Origin of the sequence: Paraburkholderia sp. Ac-20342 (genome assembly GCF_017104985.1) — a bacterium.
Classification (GTDB): domain Bacteria; phylum Pseudomonadota; class Gammaproteobacteria; order Burkholderiales; family Burkholderiaceae; genus Paraburkholderia.
The window spans coordinates 49,432-64,421 of the sequence record NZ_JAAGPQ010000010.1 but is presented as its reverse complement, the minus strand read 5'-3'; the positions used below and the strand labels follow the sequence as shown (position 1 = coordinate 64,421).

At 58.5% G+C, this 14,990-nt stretch carries 8 protein-coding genes; 5 read left to right on the top strand and 3 right to left on the bottom strand.

Going from position 1 to position 14,990, the window contains the following annotated elements; all coding sequences use genetic code 11:
• Positions 1 to 134: 134 nt before the first annotated feature.
• A complete protein-coding gene (locus tag G3N58_RS05845; protein ID WP_167042785.1) occupies positions 135 to 2,483 on the bottom strand; it encodes an alkaline phosphatase family protein in 2,349 nt (782 codons plus the stop codon).
• A gap of 810 nt (positions 2,484 to 3,293) precedes the next feature.
• Between G3N58_RS05845 and tssI the strand changes: the two genes are divergently transcribed.
• From tssI to G3N58_RS05820, 5 genes are all read left to right on the top strand, one after another.
• A complete protein-coding gene (gene tssI / locus G3N58_RS05840) occupies positions 3,294 to 6,017 on the top strand; it encodes a type VI secretion system Vgr family protein (RefSeq protein WP_205998743.1) in 2,724 nt (907 codons plus the stop codon).
• Positions 6,018 to 6,069: 52 nt separating this feature from the next.
• Entirely contained in the window at positions 6,070 to 7,200 is a 1,131-nt protein-coding gene (locus G3N58_RS05835; RefSeq protein ID WP_205998742.1) for a hypothetical protein, read from the top strand.
• Between the two features lies 1 nt (position 7,201).
• On the top strand, positions 7,202 to 8,026 hold the full coding sequence (locus G3N58_RS05830) for a hypothetical protein (protein WP_205998741.1): 825 nt from the start codon (positions 7,202 to 7,204) through the stop codon (positions 8,024 to 8,026).
• 188 nt (positions 8,027 to 8,214) lie between these two features.
• Entirely contained in the window at positions 8,215 to 8,904 is a 690-nt protein-coding gene (locus tag G3N58_RS05825; protein ID WP_205998740.1) for a hypothetical protein, read from the top strand.
• Between the two features lie 323 nt (positions 8,905 to 9,227).
• Entirely contained in the window at positions 9,228 to 10,052 is an 825-nt protein-coding gene (locus tag G3N58_RS05820; RefSeq protein ID WP_205998739.1) for a hypothetical protein, read from the top strand.
• 445 nt (positions 10,053 to 10,497) lie between these two features.
• Here G3N58_RS05820 and G3N58_RS05815 read toward each other — a convergent pair whose 3' ends face one another.
• On the bottom strand, positions 10,498 to 13,200 hold the full coding sequence (locus G3N58_RS05815; RefSeq protein WP_205998738.1) for a hypothetical protein: 2,703 nt from the start codon (positions 13,198 to 13,200) through the stop codon (positions 10,498 to 10,500).
• Positions 13,201 to 13,879: 679 nt separating this feature from the next.
• The gene (locus G3N58_RS05810; RefSeq protein WP_205998737.1) at positions 13,880 to 14,881 is read right to left on the bottom strand and encodes a DMT family transporter; all 1,002 of its coding nucleotides are present in this window, start codon (positions 14,879 to 14,881) and stop codon (positions 13,880 to 13,882) included.
• Between the last annotated feature and the right edge of the window lie 109 nt (positions 14,882 to 14,990).

The following is a 14,990-nucleotide window of genomic DNA, read 5'->3' as shown; positions in this document are numbered from 1 at the left end:
AATGGGACGAACGGAATGGAAAACTGCCGGACCACATGATCCGTGGTCCGGCAGGCAGCGTTGCGGCGCCGGGTTGCACACGCCGGGCGCGCGCTGCGCCCGGCGTGTGTCGGTCCGCCGCTTAGGTCGACCGCTTACTTGCTCAGCGCCCAGACGTTGGTCTGGTTCGCGTCAGGACCCGCCTGGCGCGAAGCCAGCGAGGTGCCCGTCACGTCGACCGGGTTCAGCTTCTGCGTGTAGGTCGCCGGCGTGATGTACGCGTGGTTCATCGGACGGACCGAGTCGAAGTGCGTATCCGCGCTGCCCGCGAGTTCCGGCAGGTTCAGCACGTTCGCGGCGATGAACGACTCGGTGTACTTCGCGCGAGCAAGGTACGTTTGCGGCTGTGCCGGGTCACCGATCTGGAACATGTCCTGCATCGTACGCACGAACGAGAAGTGGCTGTACTCGTCGCTGTCGACCACACCCGCGCTCGCCTGGTTCGTCGCTACGCCGAACACCGAGTTGCCGTGACCATGGTTGCCCTGGTTGTACAGCGTCGTCGTGACCGGCGAGTACTTGCCGTTCGAGAACGTGAGCGGTGCCTGGTTGACGTTCGACGTCACCGGGTTCCAGCCGCAGCACGAGGTCGAGCTGCCTTCGCCTTCGTCGAACATCACGACGATCGCGACCTTGCGCTTCTTGTTGGTCCACAGCGGCGAAGCCTGGATCTTCGTCACGACCTGACGCACGTAGTCGTCGCCGCGCTGCACGATGGCGGTGCTGCCGCTCGAGCAGGACGGATCGGAGCCGGTGCCGTGCATGTCGTCGCACTGGTCAGGCATGATGAAGTTCAGGTTGCCCACGTCGCCGTTCGCGAGGTCGGTACTGAACTGGTCGTAGTTGTAGTTCGTCGGGATCGAATAGTCCTTCGACGTAGCCAGGGCGGACGCCGGGTACTGCGTGCCGAAGATCGTGCGGTTGTCGGCGAAGAACTCCGGCAGATTACGCGCCAGCTGATACGGCATTGCCGGGCTGTGCTTGGTCTTGTACAGCGCGCCAGGCATCGGGTAGGCCGTGCCGTTCGCGCCCGGGCCCGTGTAGGCGGCCGAGATCGTCGGTTCGGCGATGCTGTCCGAACGCGGGTCCTGACCCGGGTTCATCGACTCGCTGTAGGTACGCCACGTCATGCCCGCTTGCGACAGCAGCGTGAAGAGGTTCGGCGCCGCGACGTTGTGGTTCGCGGAAGAACCGACCGTCGTACAGGCCGCGCTCGTCAGGCCCGTCAGATGGTTCGTGTCTTGCGGCGGCAGTGCGGTCGTCGCGACGAGCGGCTGGCCGTCCGAAGCGGTGCCGCCGGCGAAGGCCGCGTCGGTCGGTGCGTTCGCGCCGCTCGTGCCCGCGCCGCAGCCCCACCAGTTGTCGTCGACGATACCCCAGTCGTCCGCGCCGCCGAGTGCCGTGTAGTTCGGCTCGCTCGGGTTGCCGGTCGCGTAGTAGGTCGTGAACTGGTTGTTGCTGGTCAGGAACTGGTTGATGAACGGTGCGTTCGTCGAACCGAAAATGCCCGGCGTGCCCGGCGTCGGGCCCACGCTGTGGTTTTCGAGCATGATCACGAACACGTTGTCGTAGCGCGGCACGCCTTCGACGTTGAACGCGGCCTGCTGCGCCTGTGCGTACGTGATCTTCGCCTGCGTCTGCGACGACTTCACGGCCGTTGCCTGGATCACGCCCGAGGTGCCGATGAGCGACGGATCGCCGCCCGTCATCGCGAGGTTGTCCGGATACATGTCGCCGCGATCGAGCTTGGTCGTCGCGTACGTGTAGCGGTTTTCGAGCTGGTTGTCTTCGAACAGCAGCGCTTGCTGTTCGGCGCCCGAGAGCGTGTTCACGTCGCCGAGCGCGTCGGTCGCGCTCACCGTCACCGACGATGCGCCGAGGGCCGGGCCGCTCAGGCGCGTTGCGAGGTTGGCCTTCTCGGTGGCGTAGCTGCTGCCGTTCGCTTCGACGAGACGCTGCACTTCGCTCGACATCGGGCTGATGACGACGTTAGCCGCGCCCTGGTCGGCGATCTGCGCGGCCGAAGCACGCAGGATCAGGTGGCTCGGCACGGCCGCGCCGCTTGCCGTGTTGGTTGCCTTGGTGCTGATGTCGGCGATCAGCTGGCCGGTCGCCGAGGTCTTCAGCGTGAAGTGGCCCTTGCTGTCGGTCGTCGTGCTCGTTTCCGACGCATCGCACACGCCATTGCCGTTCGCGTCGACGCAAACCGTCGCGCCCGCGTAGTAGCCGGCGGCGATCGTCGGGTTACCCGATGCGTTGCCCGGCTTGAAAGCCGCGGCGGTCACGACGCCCGAGAACGTCGTGGTTTGCGTCGGGGTCGGGCTGTTGCCGCCGCCGTTGCTTGCCGTCGACGGATTGTCGTTGCCGCCGCAAGCTGCCAGCACGCAGGCCGCCGCGATCGAGGTTAAAAGAAGGGTAGTACGTGGTGTTGAACTGACCGGCATTATGGGACCCCTGGTGGTTTGCATGTACAACTTTTTTCCGCCCAAACGGAACAAATCCGTATTTTTCTAACGCAGCGGGATTATCGAGTCCGTATGTTCTTTTTTTATGACAAGGAACCTTTAAGAAATTTTACTTTCAATTTACTTAAATAACCTTTCAAATTTAAACTTTATTGTAATAAACAGGAGCGTCGCTCGCACCGGGGCCGAATCGCCGTAGGGTTGTGCACGTACGGCGGGCGCCGAGGACGATGAGTGCGCAAATGCGTGAATACGTGCTTCGAATCACCAATATTTAGGATTCGATGCGCCAGATTCCGCTTTTCGCGGAGATTTGCTGTTCTGTTCGCTGCTCTGCCGGTTGCGTTGCTTGCCGCCCTGTTCGCCACTTTGTTTATTCCCCTGCTTACGCAGAACTGTCGTTCCTGTTCAGGTTCGTGCAAGCGCGCAGTAATTTATATTCGCGGCGATTTGTTATCGGGTTCGCTCACGGCTGCCATTCTTTTTTAATACCGCCGAAGTGTTATTCAGTACGGCACGGTTGCGCGGGCCCGCCCCGGATGGCCCTCGGCTTCAATCATATTCGCCGTTTCTTTTCTGATTTTTTATTTGCATTTCTCTTTGCAGCGGATTCAACGGGATTAATTCGTATTGCTGTACAGGATCACTAAACAGATCAAACCGGCCTATCTCAATTAGCTATGCAGATTGAGTAATTTGCCTGCTCAGGATAAAAATTAGTCCAATTCCTATAGACGGTGGGATAGGTGCTTTCGATACTGTGTGCTCGACCCATCACTCGATGCACGCATGTCCAAACCACCGTGGGACCGCACTTTAGCTATCTTCTGTGACACGCTGCCGACCTGGGGCAATGAGCCGCTGCTCGCGCCGTTGCGTCTGCACGGCACCGAAGCCCTGGGCAGGCTCTACCGGTACGCGCTCGACGTGGCGACGATCGAAAGACCGACGCTTCCGCTATGGCAGGCACGGCAACGGGTCGTGCCCGATCGCCTGATTGGCCAGGTGATCGACGTGTCGATTGCCTGCGGCGGCGACGCGGCAACCGCCGCCACCGGCAGCCGCACGATCTCTGGCCTCATCACCGGCGTCAGGCAGATGGGTAGCGACGACCGGCACGCCTATTACCGCTTCATCGTGCTCCCGTGGCTGTGGCTCGCCACGAAGAACCGCGAGAGCCGGATCTTCCAGGACATGAGCGTCGTGGATATCACCTCTGCGATACTCAAGGCGCGCTATCCCTATCCTGTCGTGATGGAACTCGGTGGCCCCGGCACGGAACGCAGCTACCCGAAGCGCGACTATGTCCGCCAGATGTGGGAATCCGACTTCGCATTTCTCACGCGCCTCTGGCGGGAATGGGGCCTCTACTATCTGTTCGACGGCCTGACGCTGGTGCTCTGCGATTCCCCCGGCTCGCACAAGCGGCACGACGACACGTACCGGCGCATCCGCTATCGCGCGCCCGAGAGTCGGCGGGTCGATGAAGAGCATATCCACCGGCTCAAGGTCTCGCGCCGGATCACGGCGGGCAAGGTCAGCCTGACCGACTACGACTACACGCGCCCCGGCGCACGGTTCGAAGGCGGATACGCGAGCTACAGCGAAAGCGCCTGCGACAGCATCGAACAGCACGGCTGGGGCGACTACGCGCAGCCGCTCGCCGGGGAGTCCGGACTATCCGGTGAACGGAACCGCCACGAGGATGAAGCGCGATACCTCGCGAGCGTGCGCGTCGATGCCATGCGCCGCCACGGCCTGCGCCTGAAGGGCCGGGGCAATCTGCGCGGGCTCATCACCGGGAAGACGTTCTGGCTCGACGACCATCCGCAGCAGGACGTGAACGCGGAATACCTGGTGGTGTCGACCACGCTCGATATCCGCAATGCGCAGCAGGATTCGCAGTCTTCCGGTGAGGGAGAGAACGATGAACCGCGCCAGTGCGTGAGCGACTTCGTGCTGCAACCCGCGAATACGTTCTTCAGGAACCGTCCGAAGAAAAAGCCGCACTGCGCCAGCGAAACCGCCATCGTGGTGAGTCCGGAGAACCAGCCGCTCTGGGTCGACGGCTACGCGCGCGTCAAGGTCCACTTCATGTGGGACCGTCTCAGCCCGAAAGACGCGAGCGCCAGTTGCTGGGTGCGCGTGTCCTCGCCGTGGCAAGGCAATGGTTTCGGCGCGATCCACCTGCCCCGTACCGGTCAGGAAGTCACGGTCGGCTACCACGAGGGCGACCCGGACAAACCGTACGTATCGGGCCGCATGGTCAACGGCTGGAACCCGCCGCCGTGGAAGCTGCCGGCCAACCAGGCGCTCTCGGGCACGCTCAGCCGCGATCTCGAAGGCGGCGCCACCGGCCAGTCCAATCACGTCGTGCTCGACGACACGCCGGGCCAGCTCCAGGCGCAACTCGCCAGCGATCACGCGCAGTCGCGTCTCGTGCTCGGCTACAACACGCGCATCGTGCGCGAGGCAGGCCGCCAGCAGGCGCGCGGCATCGGCTGGGAACTCGCGACCGACGCATGGGGTGTCGCGCGGGCCAACCGGGGCCTGCTGATCACCACCGAGGCGCGCAGCGGTGCGAACGCACCGGCGAAGGACATGGGCGAGACGGTGGCCCGGCTCGCGCAGGCGCGCGATATCCACGAGAACCTGGCGGGTCTCGCCCGGCAGTACGAGGTGCAGGAGCCGCAGGCCAGCCAGGGCGAGGTGTCGAAAGCGATCAGGATGCAGAACGAGGCGATCCGCGGTGGCGTAGCGCGCGGGGCGGATGCGGAGCAGCCGTTTCCGCAACTGGCGAGGCCGGACATGGTGCTGGCCAGCGCCGCGGGTATCAGTCTCGCGGCCGCGGAAAGCACCCACGTGGCGAGTGGCGAACATCTCGCGCTCACGGCCGGCGGACACGTCAGCATCGCCGCGGCGAGATCGCTGCTGGCGTCGGCGGTCAATGGCGTGCGGGTGTTCGCGCAGAACCTCGGCATCAGGCTCAAGGCAGCGTCCGGCAAGGTGCAGATCGAGGCGCAACACGATGACATCGAGGTCATTGCGCAGCGCGTGGTGAACATCATCAGCCGGGCGGAATCGATCAATCTGATTGCCGGAAAGGAGATCGTGTTCCATGCGGCCGGCACGAAGGTCGTGATCAATGCGCAGGGGTACAGCGTCTACACCGACGGCGGGCATCGGGTTCATGCGGCGAGTTATCTGAACGATACGCCGGTGGCGGTGCCGTTTGTCGTGCCGATGACGGATATCGGGCAGGCGAAGGTGGCGGAGCATTTCAAGCTTGTGGAACAGGTTTCGGGGTGGGTGATGACGAACCAGCGTTACCGGATCGAGCTTGCAGACGGACAGGTGATCGAAGGGATCAGTAATGGACGCGGCGAAACATCCGTTGCGATGAGCGACAGCGTGCGGATTGCATCCGTCAGCCTGCTACGCGCGTGTGGCGCGGTCGCCTCGACGCATCGGTCGATATTGGTCCGGGATGCCGGGACGAAATCCGATTTATAGGAGAAAGCCAGGAATGCCCGCTAGACGCACACATAAAGTCGGCAACCATATCGTGGAGATCAATCAGCCAGGCCTCACCAGCGCCGGCAGAATCCCGACCTACGCACTCTGCTCGGCCGAGCGCTGGGGGATGCGCTTTTCTGATCTGGACCCGGAACGCAAAGGGCAGCTTATGTTTCCGGTTGCCAGGGATTACGCGTTTGCGGTGGAGTTGCTGTTCGAGAAGATCCAGTGGGGGAATACTTTCTTTGGTAAGGGGGGGCCGGAGAAGGTGCTCAGGTGGCCGGTTGACCGATCGGGACAAGACTTTCTGATTGAAGCGATAAAGCCGCTCATTACGAAGGCGATGACCGATCGACCGGAGGCTGGGGGTATGCCAGGGAAAGCGGTACCTCAGGCAATCTCCCTGGATGTAGCGCAAAGTTCAGCCTCCGAGCAGGGCTTCTTTGATTCCGCGAACTGGAGTCTGCTCCTGTATCTCAATGATCTTAAAGACCTCATTCTTATGAGCCGGTTAGCGGACGAGGATGCGGGTCAACGCTATCTGCGCTTCAGAACGCTCAAGGCATTTGTCGATACGATTTACCACGAGTCGCGACATTGCCAGCAATGGTTCTGGAGCTACGCGATGGCGCAGCAACATCCGGATAATTTCCCTGATACACGGATCGATCAGTGGCCGGGTGCTGTAGTCGCTGCGAGTGCTCCAGGGCGCACGGCAGTGGCTCTAGCCAGGGTGGTATCAATACCTGACGATCCCTTGATGCTGGCGAGTATCAAACGCATAGCCATCGCGCAGTACGTCTGGGTGCTCAATCTCTGGCGTACTGGCAGGGTTAGGCCGCCAGGCTATCTGTCCAGCACGCAGTCACTGGAAAGTGAATTCGAAAAGGTCAGGGAACTGGCAGTCGATCTTCTACAGAAATCAGGTTACGGCGGCACTCCGATCATGATCGACAGCATGGTGGCCGAACCCAGCAGGTGCTCAGAGGACTACCGCGGCCGCCCCTGGGAAAACGATGCCTTTTATTGTGGAGATATGGCAGGTGCCTATTTCATGCAAGCCGGTCACTATGGGATTTATACGCATGCGGAAGATGAGTGCAGTGCTCCTTATGCCTTTGCTCATGAGCATCCCGATTCTTCGGGCACAGAGCAGCCCATTGCCAGTCAAGGAGAGTGACGTGCAGGACATTCCGAAACCCATGTCCGTGCAGGAGCAGGCGCAACTGTTTCCGTTCTTCGAAGCCGGGCTGGCCTGGGCAACAGGTACACTTTCATTCGACGAGATAGTCCGTCGATTCGGAAAGCCAGTGTCATATAGCTCGCCTGAAGACATCATTGTTGAATATACATACTTCCTTCAGAAGAACGTGACGGTTGATTTCCGGTTCGACAAGCTACTGCTTGTTGACGGAAAGCCGAGTGTCAAAACAGTCATGATTGATATTGACAGCCTGATGACGACCGACATTCCGAAGGAGGGCTATGAGGCCAGGCTGAACCTGCATCGCGTAGTCAGAGGAGAGTCGATTGATGGTGTGCGTAACGAGCAAGGCTCCTACTTTTCGCCTCGGGGCGTGATCATTGGGGGGGACCCCGATATTGTCGATTTTGTCTATCGTCAACCGCTGCCATCCGACTCCCCATACGACGTGTATGTCACGGTGACGTATAAAGGGAAATACGAGCAAGACGGCCCCGAATTCCGGAGTTTGCAAAATCCGCGCGATCTGCGCAGTATTGCAATTGATCGAGTCTATCTGAGGCCCGAAGAACTGGAACAACGCCGCCTCGCCAAGCGCCAGAAGTACGGCATGATGGATTTGCGCACCGGCATGGTATGTCCCGAAACAGGCCTATGGGAGAGCTGGACACAAGCCGGGATAGTTGGCAAGGCGGTGGTACGCGCCGGCGACAGGTTCAAGCCATATCTACGACTCGACATGCCGCCTGCTGAAGTGCGCTGGATGTGGGCTGGCGAGTATCGTCCGGAGCGATTGGCTTGATCCGATCCATAAATCGCAGTGTGTCGAATTTTACTGTGAAGATGTGGCCAGTTGCCATTTCATGCAAGCCGGCCATTACGGGCTTTACACGCATGCGGAAAATGAGTGCAGTGTTCCTTATGTTTTTGTTCATGAGCATCCCGACTCTCCGGGCACAGACCAGCCCATCGCCAGTAAGGGGGAGTGACATGCAGGACATTCTGAAGCCCATGTCAGTACAGGAGCAGGCGCAACTTTTTACGTTCTTCGAAGCCGGGCTGGCCTGGGCAACAGGTACGCTTTCATTCGACGATATAGTCCGTCGATTCGGAAAACCGAAGAAATACGATAACCCTGGCGTTAACACAGTCGACTACACCTATTTCCTCGGGGATAACGTATCGATTAAATTCATGTTCGACAGGTTATATCCCATAGACGGACAGCCCAGCGTCAAGACGGTCCTGATAGGTATTGACAGCCTGACGACGACCGACATTCCGAAGGAGAGCTATGAGGCCAGGCTGAACCTGCATCGCGTAGTCAGAGGCGAATCGATTGACGGTGTGCGTAACGAGCAAGGCTCCTACTTTTCACCTCGGGGCGTGATCATTGGGGGTGATCCCGATATTGTCGATTTTGTCTATCGTCAACCGCTGCCACCCGACTCCCCATACGACGTGTATGTCACGGTGACGTATAAAGGGAAATACGGACACGACGGCCCCGAATTCCGAAGCCTGCAAAATCCCCGCGACCTGCGCAGTATTGAAATTGACCGCATATATCTGACGCCCGAAGAACTGGAACAACGCCGCCTCGCCAAGCGCCAGAAGTACGGCATGATGGATTTGCGCACCGGCATGGTATGTCCTGAAACAGGCCTATGGGAAAGCTGAACGCAAGCCGGAATAGTTGCCAACGCGGTAGTACGCACCGGCGACAGGTTCAAGCCATATCTACGACTCGACATGCCGCCTGCTGAAGTGCGCTGGATGTGGGCTGGCGAGTATCGTCCGGAGCGATTGGCTTGATCCGATCCATAAATCGCAGTGTGTCCAATTTTACTGTGGAGATATGGCCAGCTGCTATTTCATGCAAGCCGGTCGTTACGAGCTTTACACGTATGCGGAAGATAAGTGCAGTGCTCCTTATGTTTTTTCTCATGAGTATCCCGACTCTCCGGGCACAGACCAGCCCATCGCCGGTAAAGGAGAGTGACATGCCGGACATTCCGAAACCCATGTCCGTACAGGAGCAGGCGCAACTGTTTCCCTTCTTCGAAGCCGGGCTGGCCTGGGCTACAGGTACGCTTTCATTCGACGATATAGTCCGTCGATTCGGAAAGCCAGTGTCATATAGCTCGCCTGAAGACATCATCGTTGAATATACATACTTCCTTCAGAAGAACGTGACGGTTGATTTCCGGTTCGACAAGCTACTGCTTGTTGACGGAAAGCCGAGTGTCAAAACAGTCATGATTGGTATTGACAGCCTGACGACGACCGACATACCGAAGGAAAGCTATGAGGCCACGCTGAACCTGCATCGCGTGGTCAGAGGCGAATCGATTGACAGTGTGCGTAACGAGCGAAGCTCCTACTTTTCACCTCGAGGCGTAATCATTGGGGGTGACCCCGACACTGTCGATTTTGTCTATCGTCAACTACTACCACCTGATTCCCCATACGACGTGTATGTCACAGTGACATATAAAGGGAAATACGGACACGACGGTCCCGAATTCCGGAGTCTGCAAAATCCTCGCGACCTGCGCAGTATCAAGATCACCCGCTGGTATTTAACGCCGGAGCAACTTGAGCAGCGTTACCTCGCCAAGCGCCAGAAATACGGCATGATGAACCTGCGCACCGGCATGGTGTGCCCTGAAACAGGCCTATGGGAAAGCTGGATGCAAGCGGGAATAGTTGGCAAGGCCGTGGTACGCGCTGGCGACAGGTTCAAGCCATATCTGCGACTCGACATGCCGCCTGCTGACGTGCGCTGGATGTGGTCCGGCGAATATCGCCCGGAGCGATTGGCTTGATCCGATCCATAAATTGCAGTGTGTCCAATTGCCGTAGGGATATAGTCCGTGCCTATTTTATGCAAGCCAGTCACTAGGGGTTTTACACGCATGCGGAAGACGAGTGCAGCGCTCCTTATGCTTTTGCTCATGAGCACCCCGCCCCTTCGAGCACAGACCGGTCCACTGACAACGGAGCACAGTGAAATGCAGGATATTTCGAAACTCATGTCTGTGCAGGAACAGGAGCGACTTTTCGTCTTCTTCGAGCCGGACTGGCCCTGGCAATGGGTACGCTTTCATTCGACGATGTAGTCCGTAGATTCGGAAAACCGCAGAAATACGATAATCCTAGCGTTAATACTGTCGACTATAGCTATTTTTTCGGAAACAACGCATCGATCAAATTCATGTTCGACAGGTTCTACCCCCTAGACGAACAACACAGCGTCAGGAGTTGGAACCGTCACCCAATCCGGCGCGGTTCAGCCCCTACGTTGGCCATCTTGCTAACGTCTTCCAACACACGCTCCATCAACGCAACGCCATCGTCCGAGCGGTACGCGTCCCCACCGCCCACCTTGCTTTGCGGCTCATTCTTGAAGTGGCACGCTTCCGGACGGGTCGCGGTTTCCGAGCGGTAGTGCACATGCAGTGGCACTGTCGTGACAGTCTTGATGCGCGGCTTGTCTTCCCCGGGATCGAGGTAGGCAATACGCTGCGCGTCCCTTAGCGTGATCACGTATTCGTCGAGGAAGTCGCCGTGTGGATGGGGCTCGCCGTTCGGCGCGATCCCCGCCAGTCGCTTTCGGCGGATCGTTTGGCTCACTGATACGAGGCTATTGCGATCATGTTTCTGGAGCCACTGGAACAGTTCGCGCGAAGGCTTCTGCGCGAACAGCTTCAGATTGCGGCGCTTTTGCTGGACGGCGGCCTCGTTGCGCAATGCGGCGATACCTCCCGACAACTTGTTGACATCCTGCGTCAACGCTATGCGAACAGGCAGCGCCATACGCTTTGCATCGAGGGCCGCTTGCCCATTCTCATCCGGATCGGTGAGCGTTTCGATTAGCTTATCGATCGTGGCGATCCGGGCGAGCACATCCTGACGCCCTTTGTCGAGCGCGTCTGCCGCGCGCATGAATTTGCCGTAGATGCCGAAGCCACTCAGCAGCTTCAGGCCGCTCGCATCAGCCTCGGTGCGCGCGAGATTTGCAAGCGAAGCAGCATACTGTCGTACCCTTTTGACGTCGAATGGAGTCGCGCACAGTTGAATCAGCGACTCCTTCGCCGCAGCAAGCTCCTGCTCGCGGGCAACCTCCCGTGCCGCCTGGTTTCGCTTGCTCTCGGCGATTGCCTGCCGCTGGCGCACAGTCTTCTTGCCCTTGCCCTTGCCTTTGCCGCTATTCGCGGCGATCCGGCTCGACGGCTCGTCGTCCCAGTCGATCTCCGGGATTTTCACCTCAGGAGGCGCGGGCACCGCCAAGCCCTTTAGATACTTCGCCGTGTAATCGCGCACCGCAACTTCGCTGGGGGTAACAAGTGCCGCGGTAACCATGCGCGCATACTTGGGGTCTCTAGCCAGCGACGTCCTCATCGCGTTGGCAGTGGCGATGTTCCACTGCAGATTCCGCCGGACGCGCGATACTGCGACCTGTAGCTGCTCATACGCGGCGTCAACTTCGTTGCTGCTAGCAGATCGAGGGCTATCGCTTTTCATGCTGTTGCGCAGCCACTCCAGGTCGGTTTCGATTTCGCCGCAGTGTAGTGCGACCGCGTCGAGCACGGGTTGGCGCATCGCGTCTTCGCGGCGACAGTATGCTAAAGGATCGCTATCTGGAAATGCCGTGAGGCAATGTGAAACGTTATGGAGCAACTCGACGCTGATGCGAACCATCGTGCTGACTGATACCTCGTCAAACTGTGCGGTCACTGCGGGGTCAGCGGTGCCCGCAATCCTCTCGCCTTGATTCCTGTACCGGAGAGACTTACGAATATTGTCGAACAGAATGACGGCTTTGGTGTCGATGGGCATACCCGCATTGATCAGATGGCGGTGTTCGTCCAGTACTATAGAATCGAAGATGCCGGGCTTACCGCGTAGTCCATCGATCCACCGGAGATTTTCGTCCATGGACTTTGCAAAGGTGGCGTACTGGCTGCCGACATTGGACGATTCCCGCAACAGGGCAGCAAACCTGTCATCGTACCCACCGCCTATGTTCCCTGTACGTCGATCTTCGGCTCGGGTCGTTCTATTGATCACCTCGCCTAATTGACCGAATCTGCCAAGTAGCTCACTGACGCACGTAGAGACTAACGTCTTGCCCACTGTATCAGCCATTCTCCCCAAGTACAGCAGTTCCTTTATATGGCTGTCCCGCGTTTTCTTGAGAGCCCATTTCCAGGTCTCATCCAGGGAATTACCGTCAATCTTCACGTCTCGCAACGATGGCATGTCCCGGTCAATGCCCGCGAGTATCGTATCGAAGCATGCACGGCTCCTGGCTATCTTCCCGGAGATATCCTTAATATTTTTCTCGAAAAATTTCTGCGTTTCAGGCTCATTAGGATTAAGAACGAGGGATACCCCCCCTGCCATTTTCCGGAGATAAGGGTTGAACTTATTTAGCACGTCCCCGAGATCTTTCACAAGATCGGACGCACTCTGGCATTCGCGATTGAGGTCCTCCAGCTCCTCGCTAAAGCGCTTTAACAGACCGGCGGATGATCGCTCGTTCGTATTGGACTTGAGGTTCTGCTTCGCCTCCCCCATAGCGATTTTTAGCGCATCTGCCAACTTTTTAAGCGTTCTGATCAACGGCTCACTGTGGTCGGCAACTTGTGTTATGCCTGTCCGAGTTCTCGGATAAGCGACCAGTGCCCGGGTGTAATCCTCAACGCCTTGATGGACCAGTTTCATCATGAACTGCTGGCGCGATACTTCCGGTGACGCCGCGGCCCCGACTTCCCTAAGATTGGAGCGGCGAACGTTGCCTTGAGCGCTCGACGCGGGCCGAGGCAGCGGAGAAAGCCCCTGAAGCGAAGGTGTGCAGGCAGGCGATGCCGCTTGAGTAGGCGGCGGTGTGTTGATTGCCCGTTGCTGAATCGCCTGTTGCTGACTCTGAAAAGGTTCGCTGCGTCCCGTGCGCGAGATATGGCTGCTCACTCAGTACTCCCGTTGTAAGACGTGATACCTTGGAGTCTGAATACATGGCGCCGTGAAGTGGCCGTGGATGCGAATCTGCAGCGTTTATTGCGAACATGGAATGGATTTTCATCCAGTACCGCTCATAGTCTGTTGACGCAGAAAGGAAAAACTATATGAACGAAGCGAATTCCGAATCTGTTCGGGGAGAAACCGCGCCGCCCATCGCGAGTCTCTTTGCGTATCGCATAGCAGTCGGAATAGCACAAGGAATACTGCTGTACATCCTTCTGGAAATAGCGGGAGGCCCATCTTCGGTCATCCCCCATGCGGTTTTCTTTCCGTCCCTCCTGGTCCTCCTCTACGTCGCACCCGTACAGTCAGCACATTGGCATTCGCCGCCGGTTTGAATATCACCAACGTAAGAAACAATTTCATTTGTGGCACACGTAAGCTGCTGCTCACGTTGATGTCGTGGCTACTGCCATTGCTCGGCAGACTCGACATCGGGCCGGACTGCACGAGTGTCCGCGATGCGCTGTCTCAGGGGAGTTATCGGCTGGTGGAAGCGCGTCTACTCGACATCGAAATCGGCGGGACGCGGTTGCAAGTGGGGGCGATAGCGGAACGCGTTGTTACGTGTCGACGTTAAAAGGCATGGGTGTACTTGCCGCGGCTCGCACACCCATCACGCTGAGCCTCAACTCTCCCGACACCCCCGCGCACCACCCGTCTTCGCATACACGGAACGCACTTGCGGCGCACGCGTAACCAGCCATATCCCGCTGCAAACGAGAACGAGCGCAAGCAGATTTTTCAACTCCATGATGTTCTCGTTCAAACATATCGCGGACAACGCAGTACCGAACACCGGCACGAGGAAGTTGAACACGGTCACTCTGCCGACCTGGTTGTATTTGAGCAGCAAACTCCACAACGAAAAAGCCACCGAGGAGAGAAGCGCCAGGTAGCCGAGCAGCGCCGCCGATTCCACCGTGAATCCGCTCAGCGTACCGCCTGTCGCATAACCCGCCACGACGAGCACGACGCCCCCAAACCCGAGCTGGTAGCCCGTCATGACCATGACGTCCATGCCCTGCGAAATGCGCTTGCCGTAGATCGACGCGGCCGACAGCACGAATGCGGCGATCACGATAAAGCCCTCGCCGAGCGGCGTAAACGCAAACTCGAACGAGCTATCGCTGAAATTGACCACCATGACACCCACGAATCCCAACAGGCACCCAACCGCCTTGCGCGGCGAGATCTTGTCGTTCTTGTAGATAAAGTGAGCGAGCAGCACGCTGAAGAAGGTCGTCGTCGAATTCAGGATCGAGCCGCGCACTCCGGTGGTGTATGCAAGGCCGATATAGAAGAACACATATTGAATGGCCGTTTGCGTAACGCCCAGCAGCATCAACTGTCCCGCGTTGCGGCGGGTCAAATTAAAAAGCGGCTTCTTCGATAGTGCGGCGAGAATCAGCAGAAACAGTCCCGCGAGAACGAACCGGTAGCCGGCGAAAACCAGTTTCGACGGAATGTCGCCTTGCGTAATACCGAGCAGCGAATAGCCGATTTTGATTGCCGGATACGAGCTGCCCCATAGCAGGCAGCATACGGTCGCGAGGACAACGAGTACTTTGGGTTGCGTAAAGAAACGCGCGGAATCGCGCGCTTCGATGGTCTCAATGGGCGTGGTCATATTTCAAATAACACTGTTATTACGCAACGCATGGGCTAGCCGCCAGCGTGCCTGTCTTATTGCCTTGTCGTTTTATCGCGTCGCTGCGAAATGCCGTGGCAACCCCTGC

Bases quoted from the DNA above. Each gene is read 5' to 3' on its own strand.
- G3N58_RS05845 (WP_167042785.1), bottom strand. From the start codon at position 2,483: ATGCCGGTCAGTTCAACACCACGTACTACCCTTCTTTTAACCTCGATC.
- tssI (WP_205998743.1), top strand. From the start codon at position 3,294: ATGTCCAAACCACCGTGGGACCGCACTTTAGCTATCTTCTGTGACACG.
- G3N58_RS05825 (WP_205998740.1), top strand. From the start codon at position 8,215: ATGCAGGACATTCTGAAGCCCATGTCAGTACAGGAGCAGGCGCAACTT.
- G3N58_RS05820 (WP_205998739.1), top strand. From the start codon at position 9,228: ATGCCGGACATTCCGAAACCCATGTCCGTACAGGAGCAGGCGCAACTG.
- G3N58_RS05810 (WP_205998737.1), bottom strand. From the start codon at position 14,881: ATGACCACGCCCATTGAGACCATCGAAGCGCGCGATTCCGCGCGTTTC.